Origin of the sequence: Kitasatospora terrestris, assembly GCF_039542905.1 — a bacterium.
Lineage (GTDB): Bacteria > Actinomycetota > Actinomycetes > Streptomycetales > Streptomycetaceae > Kitasatospora > Kitasatospora terrestris.
On record NZ_BAABIS010000001.1, the window covers coordinates 8,022,249 to 8,040,824 of the forward strand.

Genomic DNA, 18,576 nt, shown 5'->3' on the forward strand with positions numbered 1-18,576 from the left:
AGCTCGTCGACGACGTGCGGCCGAAGGCCGGGCGCACGCTCAGATGAAGGGGTCGAAGTCGTCGCACAGCTCCGACCGCAGGCGGGTCGGCAGCAGCGCGATCTCCTGGTTGGACGGGTGCCGGGCGCAGACGAACCGGCAGTCGGTGCTCGGGTCGATCACCGAGGTGTCCGCCGCCGCCCACAGCTCCGCGAACGAGGACTCCTGGATGTCGCCGATCCGGCCCTTCGGGTTGCCCCGGTGGTACGGGCAGACGAACACCCCGGTCGGCGTCACGGTGGTCCGCAGCTCCGCGATCGCGCACCGGTGGTAGTCCTTCGGCTGGACCGCGTCGGTGTGGCTGCGCACCGCCTGCCAGTTGGAGGAGTGCAGCACGTGGAAGTGCTCGTCCTCCAGCGCGCGCAGCCGGGCGACCTGCTCCTCGACCGCCGCCACGTCCTCGGCGCGCTGGTTGACCGTGTAGTGGTCCTCGTCCAGCATCGCCTTGACCTCGAAGTAGTCGCAGCCGATCTCCTTGGCCAGCACGCCCGCCCGGTACACCTCGCCGTAGTTGGACTCCACCACCCGGCCGTCCGCGTCGTGGCGCTGCATCAGCAGGAACGAGTAGCCGAGCCGGCCGCGCTTGCGGCCCGCCAGCAGCCGCATGTTCTCGATCACCTGGGGGAAGACGCTGCGCTTCCCGCGGGCCGGGCGGAAGGCCGCGTAGGTCTCGGGCGTGCCGGCGTCGATCGACACCCGCACCCAGGACAGCATCTCGGCCAACTGGTCGACGTACCGGTGGATCTGGGTGCCGTTGGTGACCAGGCCGATCTTGATGCCGGCGCCGTGCAGCACCTCGATGATCCGGCCGGCCGAGCGGTGCATCAGCGGCTCGCCGCCGCCGATCAGGATGACCGCCAGGACCTTGGAGTCGGCCAGCTCGTGGGCCAGGCGCACGATCCGGTCCTGGCCGATCTGGCCGTGGTGGAGCACCTGCGAGCTGATGCACTCGGGGCAGGCCAGGTCGCACACGGTGGTCGGGTCGAGGTCGACCACCAGGGGCGAGGGGAGGCGGCCGCCGTGCGCGACGTCCAGGACCGCCGGGAAGACCGAACGCTGGTAGAGCTTGCCGACGAGATCGAGGTTGCGTTCGACGAACCGGGTGCCGACGGCATCCCCCAGCTGGGTACGCGACTCGTCCATGGGACTCTGTGTCTCCTGCTCGTGTGGGAGCGCTCCCACGCGAGCGCCGACCAGCGACGCTAGTTGACGCAGTGTTGCGACGTCAACGCAAAAGTACGAAGCGGGACGGACATTGATGACCAATCAGCGCAATCAGGTGCTCAGAGCAGGGCGCCCAGCCGCCGCACCGTCTCGGCCGCCTCGGGGCCGGCCGCCCGCTCCGCCAGCCGGTCCCGCAGGCCCCGCACCTCGTGCCGCACCAGCGCGGGCAGCCCGCTGCCGGCCGCCTCGGCCAGCACCGGCGCCAGCACCTCCACCGCCGCCGCCGGATCGCCGGCGCACAGTCGGCAGTCCGCCGCCCGCACCGCCAGCATCATCCGGGCGGACGGGAGTTGCCCGTCCCCGAGCAGTTCCAGCGCGGTCTGCGCGGCGCCCAGCGCGCGCCGGGCGAACCGGACGTCCCCCGACAGCACCGCCACGTCCCGCAGGGCCGCCGCCGCCCCCGACTCCACCCGCAGCCGCAGCGACTCGGCCGCCAGCCACGGCGCCGCAGACTCCTCCGACCCGTCGAGGTGGTCCAGGTGCAGCCGGGCCCGTCCGACGTGCCGCACCACGGCCCGGACGTCCCCCGCCGCCGCCTCGGCCCGGGCCAGCCCCAGCTGGCTCAGCGCCCCCGACCAGTGCCGCCCCGGCGCCGCCCGGGAGATCTCCCGGGCGAACCCCGCGGCCGCCGGCGGGTCGCCGTCCAGCAGGCTCAGCACCGCCATGTCGCTCAGCGCCGCCACCTGGGTCAGCGCGTCCCCGGCCAACTCGGCCCAGCCGAGCGCCCGGTCGAAGCACACCATCGCCGTCGCGCCCCGGCCGCGCTGCATCCGCAGCGTCCCCGCCGCGTGCGCGTACTCCGCCGCCAGGTGCGCCCACACCCCCCGCTCGCGCGCGCCGGAGGCCGCCAGCCGGTCCACGACCACCCGCAGCGTGCCCTCCAGCGACCGCTCCGGCCCGGTCGCCGGAGCGGGGTGTCCGTCCGCGTCGCGCGGCGGGCCCCCTCGGCCGGTCGCCGGCTCCGCCGCCCGCAGCCAGGCGACCAGCGCCCCCGCCAGGGCGTGCACGGTGTCCGCGTCCACCCCCGCCCGGGTGCCCGCGCAGAACTCCGCGTGCAGCGCCAGCACGTCCTCGCCCGAAGGGAGTTCGCACCCCTCGGCGCCGTGCAGCGGGCAGAGCAGCCCGTACTCCGGCAGCTCCCGGGGGACGAACCCGGCGCCCGCCGGCCCGCCCTCGCCGCCCGCGACCGGGAGCGGCATCCGGGTCAGCGGCTCCGCGAGCGCCGAGCCCTCCCGGCCGACCCGCTCGGCCGCCCCGCAGGCGTCCGCCAACTCCCCGCCTGCCCCCAGCAGTTCGTCCAGGCGCAGGGCGAGCCGCGGGGTCGCCCTGCGGGCCCCGTGCTCCAGGCGGCTGACCGCGGTGTGGTCGTAGCCGATCGCCGCGCCGAGCTGCGCCTGGGTGTACCCGGCCCGCCGCCGCCAGCTGCGCAGACAGGCCCCGAAGCTCTCCCACCCGCCAGCCGGGTGTCCCATCGCGCGTACACCTCCCGGCAGCCGAACCCACACCGAGACGCTACCGAACCGACCCCGTTCCCGTACATGGTCTAAACCTCTCAACTCTCAACCGCGCTCTCCGCGAGTCGACTTGTCGAAACTTGCCACCACCCTCGCGGGGCCCCGCTCCCCGTTGACCCGCACATGGCGGCGTGTGAAGGTTCCGGGCACCCCCACACCGATGAGCGAGGAGCTCTGATGAAACGCAGACTGCTGACCGCGGGCACCACCCTTGCCGTGCTGGCCGGCCTGCTCGGCGCCGCCGGCCAGTCGGCCGCCGTCCCCACCCCGGCCGGTGGCCCGTCCCCCGCCCCCACCCCGCTCGCCGCCGCCGTATCGGCCGCCGACCAGGCGGCCGCGGCCGGACTCGACGCACTGGCCAAGGGCCCCGGCGAGACCTACGAGCGCCGCACCGTCACCCCCTGGCTCGGCGGCCTCTACTCCGTCTCGTACGAGCGCAGCTACCGCGGGCTGCCGGTGGTCGGCGGCGACGCCGTGGTGCTCGCCGACGGCGAGGGCCGGGTGCGCGGACTGCAGTCCGCGGCCACCGGCCCGGTCGGCGTGCCCACCAAGGCCGCCGTCAAGGCCGAGGACGCCGAACGCACCGCCCGCGCCGCGCTCGCCGACGTCGACTCCGCCGACGCGGCCCGACTCGTCGTCCGCGTCCACGAAGGCACCACCAAGCTCGCCTGGGAGTCCGTCCTCACCGGACGCACCGCCGACGGCACCCCCAGCCGCCTGCACGTCTTCGTCGACGCCACGACCGGCGAGGTCGCCGACAGCTACGACGACGTCCGGGCCGGCACCGCCAACAGCAAGTGGAACGGCCAGGTCTCCATCGCCACCACCGGCTCCGGCAGCAGTTACTCGCTGCGCGACCCGGGCCGGCCCGGCCTCAGCTGCGCCGACTACAGCACCGGCCAGGTGTTCACCAAGTCCTCCGACTCCTGGGGCAACGGCAGCTCCACCAGCAAGGAGACCGGCTGCGCCGACGTGATGTTCGCGGCGCAGAAGGAGTGGGACATGCTCCGCGACTGGCTGGGCCGCAACGGCCACAACGGCAACGGCGGCAGCTGGCCGGTCAAGGTGGGCCTGAGCGACGTCAACGCCTACTGGGACGGCTCCTCCGTCTCGATCGGCCACAACAACGCCAACGAGTGGATCTCCTCGATGGACGTGGTCGGCCACGAGTTCGGCCACGGCATCGACCAGTTCACCCCCGGCGGCGCCAACAACGAGAACGGCCTCGGCGAGGGCACCGGCGACATCTTCGGCGCGCTCACCGAGGCGTACGCCAACCTGTCGGCGCCCTACGACAACCCGGACTACACCGTCGGCGAGATGATCAACCTGGTCGGGCAGGGCCCGATCCGGGTGATGTACAACCCCTCGCAGATCAGCGGCAACCCCAACTGCTACTCGTCCTCGATCCCGAGCACCGAGGTGCACGCCGCGGCCGGCCCGCTGAACCACTGGTTCTACCTGCTCGCCGAGGGCTCCAGCCCCGGCGGCGGCAAGCCCACCAGCCCGACCTGCAACAACAGCCAGGTCACCGGCGTCGGCATCCGCGACGCCGGCCGGATCTTCTACGGCGGCATGCTGCTCAAGACCAGCGGCATGACCTACAAGCGGTACCGCACCACCACGCTGACCGCCGCCAAGAACCTCGACCCCAGCTGCGGGCTGTTCACCCGGACCAAGGCCGCCTGGGACGCCGTCAGCGTCCCCGCCCAGACCGGCGACCCGACCTGCACCCCGTCCGGCACCAACGACTTCTCGCTGGCGCTCAACCCGGCGGCCGGCACCGTGCAGCCCGGCTCCTCCACCAGCGCGACCGTCACCACCGCCACCACCTCCGGCACCGCCCAGAGCGTCTCCCTGGCCGTCTCCGGCGCCCCCTCCGGCACCACCGCCTCGGTCAGCCCGGGCAGCGTGCAGTCCGGATCCAGCGCGACCCTGACCGTCAACGTCGGCGCCTCCACCGCCCCCGGCAGCTACACGCTGACCGTCACCGGCACCGGATCCGCCGTCCACACCGCCCAGTACGCGCTCACCGTCGGCGGCGGCAACCCCGGCGGCTCCGCGCCCGACATCGACGTCGCCAACGTCCAGGCGCACCTCACCCAGCTGAACACCATCGCGAGCCAGAACGGCGGCAACCGCCGGGCCGGCACCGCTGGCCACAGCCAGTCGCTCGCCTACATCAAGGGCCGCCTGCAGTCCGCCGGCTACACCGTCACCGAGCAGACCTGCACCAGCTGCACCTACACCTCCAACAACCTGATCGCCGACTGGCCCGGCGGCCCCGCCGACCAGGTCACCATGTTCGGCGCGCACCTCGACAGCGTCGCCGCCGGACCCGGCATCAACGACAACGGCTCCGGCTCCGCGACCCTGCTGGAGAACGCCCTCGTCCTCGCCCAGCAGAACCCCACCCTCACCCGGCACGTCCGGTTCGCCTGGTGGACCGGCGAGGAGCAGGGCCTGCAGGGCTCCCAGTACTACGTCGGCCAGCTGAGCTCCACCCAGCGCAGCGCCATCAAGGGCTACTACAACTTCGACATGGTCGGCTCGCCCAACGCCGGCTACTTCATCAACAACGTCACCTCCGCCACCGCCGCCCCGCTCAAGGCGTACTGGGACTCGCTCAACCTGCAGCCCGAGGAGAACGTCGAGGGCCAGGGCCGCTCCGACGACTACTCCTTCCAGCAGGGCGGCATCCCCACCTCCGGCTACGCGGCGGGCGCCAGCGCCACCAAGACCTCCGCGCAGGCCACCAAGTGGGGCGGCACCGCCAACCGGGCGTACGACTCCTGCTACCACTCCTCCTGCGACACCAGCGCCAACATCAGCGCCACCGCGCTGAACCGCAGCGCGGACGGCGTCGCCTACACCATCTGGCGGACCTCCGTCGGCGGCACCACCCCGAGCAACGACTTCTCGCTCGCGGTCAACCCCGCCACCGGCACCACCAGCGCCGGCGGCTCCACCACCGCCACCGTCTCCACCACCACGACCGCCGGCAGCGCGCAGAGCGTCAACCTGAGCGCCACCGGAGCCCCGGCCGGCACCACCGTCGGCTTCAGCCCCGCCACCGTCCAGACCGGCGGCTCGGCCACCCTGACGGTCGCCACCTCGGCCTCCACCCCCGCCGGCACCTACACCATCACCGTCACCGCCGCCGGAACCGCCACCCACACCACCAGCTACACGCTCACCGTGGGCAGCGGACCCGGCACCGGCACCTGGTCGCCCGGCACGACCTACCAGGCCGGAGACGTCGTCACCTACAACGGCGTCAGCTACCGGTGCATCCAGGGCCACACCGCCCAGGTGGGCTGGGAACCGCCGATCGTTCCCGCCCTCTGGCAGCAGATCCAACCGAATATGGGGTGAAAGAAGCGGGTGTGCCGCGACCGGCCTGGGGGACGGAGCGCGGCACACCCGCCACCGCGTTCCCGCGGTCCGTCCGTACGCTGGGAGTCGGCACGCCCGCCGTGCCGCGGCCACGCACCCGGGAGACGCATGCACAGTCCATCAGCCCCGTCGCCACCACAGCGCCCTGACGGGCCGTCCGTGCGGATCGGCGCGCTGGTGCCGCTCACCCCGCCCGGGTGGGTCGAAGCGGGCCGGCAGCTGCTCGCCGGGCTGGAACTGGCGGTCCGCGAGGTGAATGCCGCCGGCGGTGTCGGCGGGCGGCCGCTGGAGCTGCTGGTCCGGGACACCGCCGCCGATCCCGGGCGGGCCGAGGCGGCCGTCGAGGAGCTGGCGGGGCTGGGCGTGGCCGCACTGGCGGGGGAGTACCACAGCGTCGTCGCCCGCGCCGTCGCCGGCCGGGCGGACGCGCTGGGCCTGCCGTTCCTCTGCTCCTCCGCGGTGCTCGACGCGCTCACCGACCGGCCCAGCACGTGGGTGGCCCGGATCGCCCCCGCGCAGTCGCACGGCTGGCGGCGCTACGCCGACTTCCTGCTCGACGCCGGCCACCGGCGGATCGCCGTCGCCGCCGATCCGAGCACCTACTGGGCGGCCGGGACGGAGATCCTGCGCGAGCGCGTCGCACCGCGCGGCGGTGCGGTCCTCGCACTCGACGCCCGCGCCCGCACCCCCGCCGACCTGTGCGACGCGCTCGCCGCGCACCGGGCCACCGCGCTGCTGCTGCTGGTCGGCCACCCGGAGCCAGCGGTGCCGATCGTCCGGGCCGTCCGCCACGACCCGCGGCTGCCCGGCCTGCTGCTGGGCGCCCCGGCCGGGCAGCCCGAACTGCCCTCATGGGCCCGGCTGCTGGGGGAGGACGGCGCCGGCATCCCGTTCCTGCGGTACCTGCCCGAGCGGCCCACGCCGCTCGGCGCCCGGGTCGAGGCGTCGCTGCGGGAGCGGCTCGGCGGGCCGCCGTCCTTCGTGGCGTTCGAGGGGTACGACACCGTGGCCGTCCTCGCCGAGCTGCTGCGCCTGCACGGCCCCGAGCGGGCCCGGATCGCCGCCGGGTGGGGGGACGTCGCCGTCGAGGGGACCCGCGGCCTGATCGGTTTCTCGCACGCTCCCGGCATCGGCGTCCGGCAGTGGGTGTGGCCTCCGGTGCAGATCGCCGACCGGGACCCGGCCGACCCCGACCGCATCCGCGTCCTGCGCACCGGCTGACCGGTGAGTCGACGCCGCCCACCGGACGGGCCGCGAACACCAGGTCCACCGGTTCCGCCCAACGGCGTGGGTCCGTCCGGTCCGGACAGGCGCCCGGTCACGAGGTCGACGGGTCCGCCGGCCTGGCCCGCTGCGGGTGGATCGTCTCGTGCCGGGCCAGCATCGCCACGTACTCGGCGATCTTCCGGGCGCGCGTCTCGGCCCGCTTGACGGCGTTGACCCGGTTGATGAGCGAGAAGCGGTTGGTCTTGGTGAGCACCTCGAACATGGCCTGCGCCGCCGGGTCGGCGGCGATCGCGGCCAGCAGGTCGGCCGGCACCTCCGCTTCCGACGACGGCGCGTAGGCGGCCGCCCACCGCCCGTCGGCCTTCGCGGCGTCCACCGCGGCGCGGCCGGCGGGCAGCATCAGGCCGGCCGCCTCCAACCGGGCCACGTTGGCGACGTTGCGCCGGGACCAGACGCTGCGGGGCCGGCGCGGGGTGAACCGCCTCCAGGAACTCTCCTCGTCACGCTTGCGGGCCTGCCCGTCGATCCAGCCGAAGCACAGCGCCTCGTCGACCGCCTGCTGCCAGGTCAGCGTGGTGACGGAGCCGCTCTTCCTGGTCAGGGCGAGCCACACGCCAGGAGAAGTGGCGTGGTTGTCCATCAGCCACGCGCGCAGCGCCGCACTGTCAGCGACGATCAATTCATCCAGCTCGGTTTCGGTCACCACCGCAGGTTAGTGCCGCAACCCGGTAGCGCGACCCGTCAGGGGCCTCGATGAGCCCGCAGTGTCGGTACCGGCCTGGCCCGCCCCCCACCCGCGACCTCGTGGCGCCACGGGGAGACGACGGCGTGACCGCCCGGGCCCACCGGGCGGTCCGCCTGCGCACCTGCGGGGTGCCTACTGCTCCGCGGCGGGGGCCGGCCACGCCTCCGGGGTGCCGATCAGCTCCTTCGCCGCCGCCAGCTCGTCGCCGGCCGCGAGGTGCATCGGCTCCAGGAACTCGTACGCCCCCGGCCCGATCGGCACCCGCAGCGGGGTCGGCGCGGGCGTGCCGACGATCCGCACCACCGTCTCGGCGAAGTCGTCGGCCCGGCCGAGGCCCGGCGTCTGCTCCATGGCCCGCAGCGAGCCCAGCATCTGGTCGACCGCCTCGTCGTACACCGGCAGCCGCCCGGCGGCCTCGGTCGCGGAGGTGCCGTAGTGGGTCGCGTAGCCGCCCGGCTCCAGCACCGTGACGCGGATCCCGAACGGCCCGGCCTCGGCGGCCAGCGCCTGGCTCATCCCCTCCAGCGCGTACTTGCCGGTGACGTACGCCGACAGGCCGGGGAAGGCCATCCGCCCGGCGAGCGAGGACACGTTCACGACGTGGCCCGCGCCCTGGGCGCGCATCACCGGCAGGACCAGCCGCGCGAGCCGCCACGGGCCGACCACCAGGGTCTCCAGCTGGTCGCGGAGCTCGTTGTCCGAGACCTCCTCGACCGCGCCGACGATCCCGTTGCCCGCGTTGTTGACCAGCACGTCGATGCCGCCGAGGCGGTCGACGGCGATCCGCACCGCCTCCTCGCACTGCGCCTCGTCGCGGACGTCCAGCGCGACCGGTGTGACGCGGTCGGGCCACGCCCGGACCAGCTCCTCCAGGGAGGCGGGCTTGCGGGCGGTCGCGACCACCTCGTCACCCGCCCGTGCCGCCTCGGCGGCCAGCGCCCGCCCCAGACCCGACGAACACCCGGTCACCAGCCAACGACGCGTCATCGCGTCAACCCCCCTCGTCTCGGTACGCGGCGCCAACACTCCCACGCCATCCGTCCCACCCGCGACTCCCGTCACCGGGGCGCACGGAAGCACGCACAGGCGCAGACCGGAATCCGGTACGCCTGTTTCGCCCGGCCGGGTCGGGTCCGGGCCGGCCGCTCGGGGAGCCCCCCGGGCGGGCCGTGCGGATGGCGGCGCCGCCGGGGGCGGGAGAGGGTGGGGGAACGGGGCATCCGCGAGAGGAGTGGACATGTCGTCGAAGCGTCGTCGCAAGAAGAAGGCCCGGGCCAGGCGTGGTGCGAACCACGGTCGTCGGCCGCAGTGCTGACGGATTCCTGATCGGACGCGGTGGAGGGCCGGCGGCGCGCGTGCCGCCGGCCCTCCGGCGTCCGCGGGGTCGCCCGGCGGGCGTGCACGATAGGTTCCGGTGTCATGGCTGACGTGCGGCTGACCACCGCTTCCTTCCTCGTCCTCGGCACCGTCGACAAGCTCGGCGAGGCCAGCGCGTACGACGTGAAGGTGGAGGCGGCCGCGACGGTCGCGCCGTTCTGGTCCATCCCGCACGCCCAGGTGTACGCGCAGTGCGACCGCCTGGTGGAGGCCGGCCTGCTGCACGAGGTGCGCCGCGAGGGCGGGCGCAACCGGCGGCTGCTGCGGCTCACCGACCGCGGACGCGAGGTGCTGGGGGAGTGGCTGGCCGACCCGGACTTCGTCCCGGTCGAGGCGCGCGAGCACGCGATCCTGCGGCTCTGGTTCGGGGCCCGCCCGCAGGAGCTCGCCCCGGCCCAGCTGAGCGGCCACCGGCGGATCCTCGCCGAGTACGAGGGCCTCGCCGAGAGCGTGGGCGAACTCCTCACCCCCGGGCAGCGCGAGGCGCTGGAGTTCGGCATCCGGTACGAGCGGATGATGCTCGAGTTCTGGGAGTGGGCGCGCAGCCGCCGGGAGCGGCTCCCCGGCACCTGACCCGCCCCCGGGTGCCTTGTTGGAAAGCATGTCAGGAGCGCGTGCCGGGAGCATTGACCGGCCCCGGGGCGGCCTCTACCGTGCCGATAGTCCTTTCTGGACTATCGAGCAGCAGGGGAGCCGCCGTGAACCGCCCCACCGGACCGTCCCGGCCGCGCGCCGTACGCGCCGCCGCGATCGCCGTCGCCGCCCTCGGCATCGGCTACGCCCCGATCGCCGCCACCGAGATCTGGCCCTACGCCCGCCCCGGTGCCCCCGCCCTCGGCGAACGGCTCCTCGCCCACACGGTCGACTCCCAGTACGTCGCCGACGCCGTCGCGGACCGCACCGCGCCGTACGGCCACAGCCTCACCGCGCTGATCGTCCACTCCGTGCTCGGTGCCGCCCTGATGCTGCTCGGCCCGGTCCAGCTGCTCACCGCCGTCCGCCGGCGCCGGCGCCTGCACCGGGCCCTCGGCACCGTCTACGCCGTCGCCGTCTACGCCGCGATGGCCGCGGCCGCCGCCTACCTGGCCCGCACCGCGCCCGAGGACGCGTTCGGCGGCGCCTCGTTCTGGATCGTCCTCGCGGTGATCCTGGCCGGCACCGTCCTGTCCTGCACCTTCGGCGTCCTCGCCGCCCTCACCCGCCGGCCCGACATCCACCAGCGCTGGATGCTGCTCTGCTACGGCTACCTGATGACCGCCCCGCTGCTGCGCCTCGAATGGGGAACCCTGCCGCGGTTCTGGCCCGGACTGCCGATGCAGGACATCAACCGGCTCGCCCTGATGCACCTCGGCACCCTGGTCGTCCTCGGCGCGCTCCTCGCCTCCCGCGCCGGCGACCGCCGCCGCACCGTCGCCGGCCTCACCGGCAGCTGGGCCCCCGGCCCGCTGCTGCTCGCCGCCCACCTGGCGGGCGCGCTCGGCCTCACCTGGCTCGGCATCTCCTTCCGCGCCGCCGGGCCGGAAGGTCAGCGCCTGCTGGTCGCGCTGCTCGTCCCGCACCTGTCGGCGGTCGCGCTCCTGGCCCGGCGACGCGCCGCCGCGGGCCGCGCCGGGCGCGGGTGGGCCCGCGAGGAGTGGAGCATCCACCTCGCCGCGTTCGGGCTCGCGCCCGCGTTCTCCGCCGGCTGCACCGTCCTCTTCGAGCACGCGCTCCACCTCGACCGGCTCACCGCACTCACCGCCGGCGCGGGCATCGGCACCGGCGTGCTCGCCTTCGCCGCGACAGCCGTCGTCAGCCTCCGCCTCCAGTACGCCCGGCACGTGCTCGCCCTCGCCCCGCCCCCGGCCGCCACCGCAACGCCGGCCACCGCGCCGGCCTGAGCCCGGTCCGCCCGGCCTCCGGGCTCCGGCCGGTCTGCCCCGACCAGGGCTTCGCCCTACCGGGCCCGACCGGGGCTTCGCCCGACCCGACCGGCCCCGGCTGCGCCGGGCCGGGAGGAGCCGGCCGAGCCGACCCGAGACTGCGCCGGGCCGAGATGACCGCCGGGAGGGGCCGGCCCGGCTGACCCGAGGCCGCGCCCGACCGGCCTCGCCTCCGGGCGCCGCCCGACCCGCCCGTGCCCGGGTCGAGCGGAGCGAACGGTGAATGCCGCGGGCCGTGGCGTCGCACAGACTCGCGCGCCCCGCCCCCGCCCCTCGCCCGTACGAGCCGTCCCCCATCCACCGCCCCGGACAAGGAGCCCCCATGGCCGCCGACGTGCGTGAACGCGAACTCGCCGCCGCCGTTCCCCTGCTCGCCCAGGTCGTCGCGACCGTCAGCGTCCTCACCGGTCTGGCCATGGCCGGCGCCGGGGCGACCGGGCACGCCTTCGGGCCGTGGGCGTCGCCCGACCCGCTCGGCCCGGCGATGATCGGCGCCGGCATGCTGGGCGTCGCCCCCGGGCTGCTCGCGCTGTCGCGCGCCCGCAGCTGGCCGGAGGCCCGGACGCTCACGCTCTCCACCGCGATCGTGCTGCTCGGCCTGTTCGCGGTGACCCTCCTCAACGCCGGATCCCTGCACCTCGCCCGCGGCGGCTCCGTCGTGCTGGTCCTGTTCAGTCTCGGCTGGCTCGGCGTCACCGGCCTGCTCGCCCTGCTGACCGTGGTCGCCCTGGCCGCGCAGTACCGCAAGCGGCCGACGCCGGTCGCCGCGTTGGAGGTGCCCGCCGTGCCGCTGCCCGCGCTCGCCAAGCCGGCGCTGGCGCTGCTCGGCTCCGCCTGGTTCGGCATCGGCGCCGGGCTGCTCGCGCTTCCCGGGTTCTGGGGCGCGTTCGTCCCCTGGGAGGTCTCGCGGGCCGACGCGCAGGCCCTCGGCGTCTGGGCGCTCGCGCTCGGCGCCGGTGTCCTCGCCTCGCTCGCCGAGGACGACCTGGCCCGCCTGCGCCCGGCCCTGCTCGCGCTGCCCGGCGTCGCGGTGGCCACCGGCCTGCTGCTCGCCGCCAGGGCCGCGCATGTGCACTGGAGCACCGGCCCCGCCCTCGCCCTGCTCGCGATGACCGCCGGACTGCTGGTCGCCGGCCTCACCGGCCGCCTGCTGCTGCGCCGCCCCGCGTCGGCGACCTGAGCGGGCGGCAGGTATCGGCCTGAGCGCGCGGCCCGCGTCGGCCCGGACGGGCGACCCGGCAGCGGCCTGAGCGCGTGGCCCCGGCCCGCCCGAGTTCGCGCCACGCCCGGCGGGGCATTTGCACCATTCGCCGCAAACCTGCACAGTCGGGGGCATGAGTTCACCGGTCTATCTCGGCCCCGCCACGATCCTGGCCTCCGGCCAGGAGTTCCCCGTCGAGGTCGAGCTGACCGGTGACGTCCCCGCGGTCGGCCTGCCGAGCTGGACGGGCGCGCTCTACACCGCCGACGCGCGCTTCGCGACCGCCACCCTGCGCCGCGGCCGACTGCGCCTGCCCGGCGGCTGGGAGGGCGGGTTCGCGGTGATGCGGACGATCCTCGGCGTCTCGACGATCTGGGTGCGGGGCAACGACCTAGAGGCGTCCCCGGCGGACTGGCCGGCCTGAAGCGTCCGGGGCTCCCGGGCCGTGGCCGTCGTCAGCGAGGATGTGTGGGCGACGTGATGTCTGTCTCTTGTCCGAGCCTGATTGTCATGGTTGTATCACCGCATGTGTGCGGGTCGTCACCCGCAGACCGACGCGCAGCGTCCGCACCACGGGGGTCCGGGCGGCGCCGCCGGGCCGGGTTTGTGGGGGAGTGATGACGATGGCTGCCGACGATTCCGCCGCCGGGTACGGGGGAGAACCGACTCCGGCGGAGCTGCGCGACCTGCAGGCGCGCGCGGACGCGCTGACGCGGGACATCGCCGCGATGCGCTCCCGCCTGACGGCCCAGTCCCATCTGCCGCGCAACCTGCGCTCCGCCCTTCCGGAGAGCGTGGACCGCGGCCTGGCCCGGGCGTCGCAGCGGCTGTCCGCCGCGGCCGACGGCCTGGCCCGCGTCCGTGCGGCGCAGTGGCTCGGCGCGTGCACCACGGGGTGGGGCATCTGCCCGCACTGCGGGCTGACGCTGCAGGCCGAGGACGACCGCTCCTGGTGCGAGGCGTGCGGCACCGCCTGGGACTACGACCGCTCCCAGGGCCCGTGCGGCGAGCGCGGCGTCTACCTGGCCATGGACGAGCTGGGCGGGACGGTCCTGGTCTGCGCCGCCCACGGCCGCTACCTCAGCGAGCGCCTCGACGGCGGCCTCCTCCTGGCGATCCCCGAGCTCTAGACGGGCAGGGCCGACATCGACCGGTGGCCGGACGCGACCGGTGGCCGGACGCGATCGTGGCCGGGTCGCGCTCCGCTCGGCTCAGGCCTCCTCCTCGCCGGTGCTCGCGCTCGCGGTCGCGATGGCCACCGCCTGCCCGCTCACCCGCACATGCGGGTCGGTCGTGGAGGCCCGGACCCGGAGCAGGCTGGGCCGGCCGAGGTCCTCGCCCTGGTGGATGGTGAAGGAGCCGGAGGGCGGGAGGGCGCCGAGGGTGCGCAGGTAGCCACCGAAGGCGGCCGCCGCGGCACCGGTGGCCGGGTCCTCGACGACGCCGCCGATCGGGAAGGGGTCGCGGGCGTGGAAGAGATCGGGGGCCTCGCGCCAGACCAGCTGGAGCGTGGTCCAGCCGTGGCGGTGCATCACCTCGGCCAGGGCGTCGAAGTCGTAGTCGAGGGCCGCGAGGCGCTCGCGGTCGGCCACTGCCAGGACCAGGTGCTCGTTGCCGCCGAAGGCGACGTGCGGCGGCAGTGCCGGGTCGAGGTCCTCCGGGGACCAGCGCAGGGCGGCGAGGGAGGCGTGCAGCTCCGCGTCGCTCGCCGGTCGGGAGCGGGTGGGAACGCTGGTGAGCGTCGCCGTCACGGGGCCTCCGGGCGCCGCCGATGTGTCCAGGGGGATCTCACCCACCGGCGTGTCGAACACGAGCGGGCCGGGGCCGATCCGCTCGGCCAGCGCCACCGCGGTGGCCACGGTCGCGTGGCCGCAGAAGGCGACCTCGGCCAGCGGGCTGAAGTAGCGCAGCCGGAACCGGCGTGCCGCGTGGTCGGCGACGGTGACGAACGCGGTCTCCGAGTAGCCGACCTCGGCGGCGGTCTCGAGCATGGCGGCGTCGTCCAGCGCGCTCGCGTCGAGCACGATTCCTGCCGGGTTGCCGCCGGCGGGGTCGGTGGTGAAGGCGGTGTAGCGCAGGGTCTCGGGGCGTGTCTTCGGGCTCATGCGCCTATCGTGGCCCGAACCAGGCATGCTGACCAGCGATGGTTCTCGATGGTTTCCATCGCCTTCCACGATGGCCGAGGGATATCGTCGACGGCATGGACACCCGCCTGCTGCGCACCTTCGCCACCGTCGCCCGGACCGGGAACCTCACCGCCGCCGCGGAGCGCCTCCACCTCGTCCAGTCCACCGTGACCGCCCACGTCCAGGCGCTGGAGAAGGAACTCGACCTGCGCCTGTTCGACCGGCTGCCCCGCGGGGTGGTGCTCACCGGCGCCGGGCGCGACGTGCTGGCGCAGGCCGAGGCGGTACTGGAGGCCGAGGCCCGGCTGCGGACGGTCGCCGCCTCGGCCGGTGGCGCGGGAGGGCGGGTGACCGGGCGCGTGGTGCTCGCGGCCGGCGAGACGCTGGTGTCCGCCCGGCTGCCGGGAGTCGTCGCCGCGCTGCGGCGCAGCCACCCCGGGATCGAGGTGGACCTGCACACGATGGGCACCGCCCCCGCCGTCGCCGCGCTCCGCACCGGCGAACTGGACCTGGCCCTGCTGCTGGAGGACGAGGCGGCCTTCCCCGACATCGAGTGCCCGCCCCTGGCCCGTGAGCCGCTGGTGCTTGTCTGCTCTCCCCGGCACCCGGCCGCCACCCGTGACGCCGCCGACCCGGTCGCCGGCTGGGCGGACCTGGCCCGCGAAGACTACTTCCTGCACGAGCAGGGCTGTTCGTACAGCGACCGCTTCGTCGAGCGGCTGCTCGCCGCCGCGGGGGGAACTCCGCTGCGGATCACCCGTTTCGGCAGTCTGGAGGCCGCCAGGTCCTGCGTCGCCGCGGGCCTCGGCCTCAGCCTGCTGGCCCGCGCCAATGTCGCGGACGCCCTCGCGGCGGGCCGCCTGGCCCAGGTGCCGGGCCCGCGGTTCCCCGACGTCACCGTTCGCCTGGCCCGCCACCGTCGCCGCTGGGTCTCCCCGGCGGCGGCCGCACTCGCCGCGGAGCTGCCCCACCACTTCCCCCACTGAGCGCGGGTGGGCGCGCGGGTGGGCCCGCATCCTGGGGAAGGACGCGGGCCCGTGGGGGGAGTGGTGGTCAGGCGGTGGTGCAGGGGACGCCGTTGAGGGTGAACTGGGCGGGGGCGGCGGTGTTGCCGGTGTGGTTGGCCTGGAAGCCGAACGAGGTGGAGCCGCCGGGGGCGAGGGTGCCGTTGTAGCCGAGGTTCTTGGCGGTGACCGCGCCGCTCGCCGGGGTGACGGTGGCGTTCCAGGCGGACGTGACGGTCTGGCCGGTGGGCAGGGTGAAGCCGAGGGACCAGGCGGTCAGGGTCGCGGAGCCGGTGTTGGTGAGGGTGACGTTCTCGGTCAGGCCGGTGTTCCAGGCGTTGACCGCGGTGGTCACCCGGCAGCCGGTGCCGGTCGACGGGCTGGGCGACGGCGAGGGCGAGGTGGACGGGGAGGTGGAGGTGGACGGCGAGGGGCTGGAGGTGGAGCCGCCGAGGGCGTTCACCGAGGCGGTGTACGCGGGCTTGGGCTGGTAGCCGTTGTCGTACATGGTGGCGGCGCCCCAGCCGGAGAAGACACCGGGGATCCAGGAGTCCGCGTCGCCGACGCCCCACTGGGTGACGCCGACGCAGCGGCTGACGGCCAGGCAGGTGTTGACGACGTTGACGTAGTCGTTGGCCTGCTGGGTGAGGTTGGCGGCGGTCGCCGGGAGCTGGATGCGGTCGTCGAGCTCGGTGATGGCGACGTCGAGGCCGAGCGCGGCGAAGCGCTGCAGGTTGGCCTTGAAGGTGGAGGGCACCTGGCCGAGGACGAAGTGCGCCTGGAAGCCGATGCCGTCGAGCGGCACGCCCTGGCTGACCAGGGTCTTCGCCAGGTTGTACATGGCGTCGCTCTTGGCGTTCTGGCCCTCGATGTTGTAGTCGTTCAGGTAGAGCTTGACGTCCGGGTCGGCGGCGCGGGCGGTGCGCAGCGCGTCGGCGACGTAGCCGCTGCCCATGGCGTTGTAGAAGGCGTCGGTGCGGTAGCTGCCGTCCTCGTTGAACGGCTCGTTGACCACGTCCCAGGCGTAGAGCTTGCCCTTGTAGTGGGTGACCTCGTTGGTGACGTGGTTGCGCATGGCGGCCTGGACCTGGGAGGTGGGCAGGCTGCTGACCCAGGAGGGCAGCTGGCTGTGCCAGACCAGGGTGTGGCCGCGGACCTTCATGCCGTTGGCCTGGCCGTAGGCGAGGATCCGGTCGCCGGGGCCGTAGTTGAAGCTGCCCTGGCCGGCCTCGACGGTGTCCCACTTCATCTCGTTGCCGGGGGTGACGACGCCGAACTGGCTGCCGGCGACGGCGGTGAGCGCGGAGTTGTTGAGGTCGCCCTGGGTGAGAGCGGTGCCGAAGTAGATCCCCTTGGCCTCGGCGAGGGCGCGCAGGGAGGTCCCGGCCGCGCCGGCCTGGCCGGCGGGCAGCAGGGTGGCGGCCGCGAGTGCGGCGGCGGCGGTGGCGGCGAGCGCGCCGAAGGCGCGGCGGGCGCGCCCGGTGGTGGGGGTGCGGAGCGTCCGGACTGGCACCGGCGTGGTCCCTTCTCTTCTCGGGTGGGGGCAGAGAGCTGGACGTGCGGTGGAGCATGGAACGCTGACAGGTGCGGACGCCCCGCATGGTGCCGAAAGCTGTCGAAACTTTCGGAGCGGCCGCCGATTCCGATCGGTGACCCTAGGCCCGGACTGACGCCGCGTCAAGCGGTCCTGGGCGGGGCGGTGCTGCTGCGCTCGACCAGGCTGGTGGCCAGGTCCACCCGCTGGGCGCCCGGCCGCACCCCCCGCGCCAGGTCGATGACCAGCCGCGCGGCGACCTCGGCCATCTCGGTCAGCGGCTGGCGGACGGTGGTCAGCGGCGGTCCGACCCAGCGGGCCAGCGGCAGGTCGTCGAAGCCGACCACGCTGAGGTCCTCCGGGATGCGCAGGCCCAGCTCGCGGGCGGCCTCGTACAGGCCGAGCGCCTGCAGGTCGTTCCCGGCGAAGACGGCGGTCGGCCGGTCGGGCAGGCCGAGCAGCTCCAGGCCGACCCGGCGCCCGGCCTCGTGGTGGAAGTCGCCCTCGCGGACCAGTTCCGGGTCGTACGCGATGCCGGCCATGTCGAGCGCGGCGCGGTAGCCGTCGGCCCGGGCCCGGCTGCACATCATCCGCCCCGGCCCGCCGATCAGGCCGATCCGCCGGTGGCCGAGGTCGAGCAGGTGGCGGGTGGCGGCCAGGCCGCCGTCCCAGTTGGTGGTGCCGACCGCGGGCACCTGCTGGCCGGGGTCGCCGGCCGGGTCCATCACCACGAACGGGATGTCCCGGCTGGCCAACTGCTCCTGCTGGGAGCGGTCCAGGCCGGAGAGGACCAGCACCACGCCGGTGGGGCGGCGGGCGAGCACCCCGTCCACCCAGGACTGCCCGGGGCTGAGCCGGCCCGAGGACTCGGAGAGCACGATCGACAGGCCCTCCTCGCGGACCACGTTCTCGACGCCGCGGATCACCTCCATCGCCCAGGCGCTCTCCAGCTCGTGGAAGACGAGTTCGAGCAGCGGCGCGGCCTGGCTGCCGGAGCGCCGGCGCCGGTAGCCGTGCCGCTGCAGCAGCTCCTCGACCCGCTCCCGGGTGGCGGGTGCGACGTCGGCGCGCCCGTTGAGGACTTTCGAAACTGTCGGCGCGGAGACCCCGGCCTCCTGCGCGATCTCGGCGAGCGTGGCCGCTCTGGTCACGAGTGCCTCCTGCACTGCCCCTGCTGGGCGAACTCCGCTGATGGCCGGTCGTACGCCACGGATGCTAGCCCCTCGGCGGGTCCGACCGGATCCCGCGAGGGCCCTTGACGGGTGGC

The 18,576-nt window shown here is 74.8% G+C and carries 16 protein-coding genes; 9 read left to right on the plus strand and 7 right to left on the minus strand.

The window, feature by feature from the left end:
- Window positions 1–39 precede the first annotated feature (39 nt).
- A complete protein-coding gene (locus ABEB06_RS36560) occupies window positions 40–1,182 on the minus strand; it encodes a radical SAM protein (protein WP_345701245.1) in 1,143 nt (380 codons plus the stop codon).
- A gap of 140 nt (window positions 1,183–1,322) precedes the next feature.
- Window positions 1,323–2,735: a helix-turn-helix domain-containing protein gene (locus tag ABEB06_RS36565; RefSeq protein WP_345701246.1), complete on the minus strand. Its 1,413-nt coding sequence runs from the start codon at window positions 2,733–2,735 to the stop codon at window positions 1,323–1,325.
- A 219-nt stretch (window positions 2,736–2,954) separates the two neighbouring features.
- On the opposite strand from ABEB06_RS36565, the gene ABEB06_RS36570 reads away from it, so the two are divergent.
- Window positions 2,955–6,152: a M28 family peptidase gene (locus ABEB06_RS36570; RefSeq protein WP_345701247.1), complete on the plus strand. Its 3,198-nt coding sequence runs from the start codon at window positions 2,955–2,957 to the stop codon at window positions 6,150–6,152.
- A 129-nt stretch (window positions 6,153–6,281) separates the two neighbouring features.
- Complete coding sequence (locus ABEB06_RS36575; RefSeq protein ID WP_345701248.1) at window positions 6,282–7,394, plus strand: ABC transporter substrate-binding protein; 1,113 nt, start codon at window positions 6,282–6,284, stop codon at window positions 7,392–7,394.
- Window positions 7,395–7,491: 97 nt separating this feature from the next.
- On the opposite strand, the gene ABEB06_RS36580 is transcribed toward ABEB06_RS36575, so the two are convergent.
- Window positions 7,492–8,106 carry a YdeI/OmpD-associated family protein gene (locus tag ABEB06_RS36580; protein ID WP_345701249.1) on the minus strand — a complete coding sequence of 205 codons (615 nt, stop codon included), beginning with the start codon at window positions 8,104–8,106 and terminating at the stop codon, window positions 7,492–7,494.
- Window positions 8,107–8,277: 171 nt separating this feature from the next.
- Window positions 8,278–9,132, minus strand: coding sequence for an SDR family oxidoreductase (locus ABEB06_RS36585; RefSeq protein ID WP_345701250.1), 855 nt, complete (start codon window positions 9,130–9,132; stop codon window positions 8,278–8,280).
- Between the two features lie 250 nt (window positions 9,133–9,382).
- On the opposite strand from ABEB06_RS36585, the gene ABEB06_RS39490 reads away from it, so the two are divergent.
- From ABEB06_RS39490 to ABEB06_RS36610, 6 genes are all read left to right on the plus strand, one after another.
- Entirely contained in the window at window positions 9,383–9,460 is a 78-nt protein-coding gene (locus tag ABEB06_RS39490) for a hypothetical protein (protein WP_464336931.1), read from the plus strand.
- A 104-nt stretch (window positions 9,461–9,564) separates the two neighbouring features.
- Window positions 9,565–10,095 carry a PadR family transcriptional regulator gene (locus tag ABEB06_RS36590; protein WP_345701251.1) on the plus strand — a complete coding sequence of 177 codons (531 nt, stop codon included), beginning with the start codon at window positions 9,565–9,567 and terminating at the stop codon, window positions 10,093–10,095.
- A gap of 125 nt (window positions 10,096–10,220) precedes the next feature.
- Window positions 10,221–11,402 carry a DUF2306 domain-containing protein gene (locus tag ABEB06_RS36595; RefSeq protein ID WP_345701252.1) on the plus strand — a complete coding sequence of 394 codons (1,182 nt, stop codon included), beginning with the start codon at window positions 10,221–10,223 and terminating at the stop codon, window positions 11,400–11,402.
- Between the two features lie 364 nt (window positions 11,403–11,766).
- Entirely contained in the window at window positions 11,767–12,624 is an 858-nt protein-coding gene (locus ABEB06_RS36600; RefSeq protein WP_345701253.1) for a hypothetical protein, read from the plus strand.
- A gap of 154 nt (window positions 12,625–12,778) precedes the next feature.
- A complete protein-coding gene (locus tag ABEB06_RS36605; RefSeq protein WP_345701254.1) occupies window positions 12,779–13,069 on the plus strand; it encodes a CYTH domain-containing protein in 291 nt (96 codons plus the stop codon).
- Between the two features lie 199 nt (window positions 13,070–13,268).
- Window positions 13,269–13,775 carry a hypothetical protein gene (locus tag ABEB06_RS36610; RefSeq protein WP_345701255.1) on the plus strand — a complete coding sequence of 169 codons (507 nt, stop codon included), beginning with the start codon at window positions 13,269–13,271 and terminating at the stop codon, window positions 13,773–13,775.
- Window positions 13,776–13,856: 81 nt separating this feature from the next.
- Here ABEB06_RS36610 and ABEB06_RS36615 read toward each other — a convergent pair whose 3' ends face one another.
- A complete protein-coding gene (locus ABEB06_RS36615) occupies window positions 13,857–14,750 on the minus strand; it encodes a PhzF family phenazine biosynthesis isomerase (RefSeq protein ID WP_345701256.1) in 894 nt (297 codons plus the stop codon).
- 95 nt (window positions 14,751–14,845) lie between these two features.
- Between ABEB06_RS36615 and ABEB06_RS36620 the strand changes: the two genes are divergently transcribed.
- On the plus strand, window positions 14,846–15,757 hold the full coding sequence (locus tag ABEB06_RS36620) for a LysR family transcriptional regulator (protein ID WP_345701257.1): 912 nt from the start codon (window positions 14,846–14,848) through the stop codon (window positions 15,755–15,757).
- 67 nt (window positions 15,758–15,824) lie between these two features.
- Here the strand turns inward: ABEB06_RS36620 and ABEB06_RS36625 are convergent, their stop codons facing one another.
- Window positions 15,825–17,288: a glycoside hydrolase family 10 protein gene (locus ABEB06_RS36625; protein WP_345701258.1), complete on the minus strand. Its 1,464-nt coding sequence runs from the start codon at window positions 17,286–17,288 to the stop codon at window positions 15,825–15,827.
- A 164-nt stretch (window positions 17,289–17,452) separates the two neighbouring features.
- Window positions 17,453–18,460, minus strand: a complete 1,008-nt coding sequence (locus ABEB06_RS36630; protein ID WP_345701259.1) for a LacI family DNA-binding transcriptional regulator — start codon at window positions 18,458–18,460, stop codon at window positions 17,453–17,455.
- Window positions 18,461–18,576: the final 116 nt, after the last annotated feature.

Excerpts from the sequence above, each read along its gene's own strand:
- ABEB06_RS36560 (WP_345701245.1), bottom strand. The coding sequence starts at position 1,182 with ATGGACGAGTCGCGTACCCAGCTGGGGGATGCCGTCGGCACCCGGTTC.
- ABEB06_RS36565 (WP_345701246.1), bottom strand. The coding sequence starts at position 2,735 with ATGGGACACCCGGCTGGCGGGTGGGAGAGCTTCGGGGCCTGTCTGCGC.
- ABEB06_RS36570 (WP_345701247.1), top strand. The coding sequence starts at position 2,955 with ATGAAACGCAGACTGCTGACCGCGGGCACCACCCTTGCCGTGCTGGCC.
- ABEB06_RS36575 (WP_345701248.1), top strand. The coding sequence starts at position 6,282 with ATGCACAGTCCATCAGCCCCGTCGCCACCACAGCGCCCTGACGGGCCG.
- ABEB06_RS36585 (WP_345701250.1), bottom strand. The coding sequence starts at position 9,132 with ATGACGCGTCGTTGGCTGGTGACCGGGTGTTCGTCGGGTCTGGGGCGG.
- ABEB06_RS39490 (WP_464336931.1), top strand. The coding sequence starts at position 9,383 with ATGTCGTCGAAGCGTCGTCGCAAGAAGAAGGCCCGGGCCAGGCGTGGT.
- ABEB06_RS36590 (WP_345701251.1), top strand. The coding sequence starts at position 9,565 with ATGGCTGACGTGCGGCTGACCACCGCTTCCTTCCTCGTCCTCGGCACC.
- ABEB06_RS36600 (WP_345701253.1), top strand. The coding sequence starts at position 11,767 with ATGGCCGCCGACGTGCGTGAACGCGAACTCGCCGCCGCCGTTCCCCTG.
- ABEB06_RS36605 (WP_345701254.1), top strand. The coding sequence starts at position 12,779 with ATGAGTTCACCGGTCTATCTCGGCCCCGCCACGATCCTGGCCTCCGGC.
- ABEB06_RS36610 (WP_345701255.1), top strand. The coding sequence starts at position 13,269 with ATGGCTGCCGACGATTCCGCCGCCGGGTACGGGGGAGAACCGACTCCG.
- ABEB06_RS36615 (WP_345701256.1), bottom strand. The coding sequence starts at position 14,750 with ATGAGCCCGAAGACACGCCCCGAGACCCTGCGCTACACCGCCTTCACC.
- ABEB06_RS36620 (WP_345701257.1), top strand. The coding sequence starts at position 14,846 with ATGGACACCCGCCTGCTGCGCACCTTCGCCACCGTCGCCCGGACCGGG.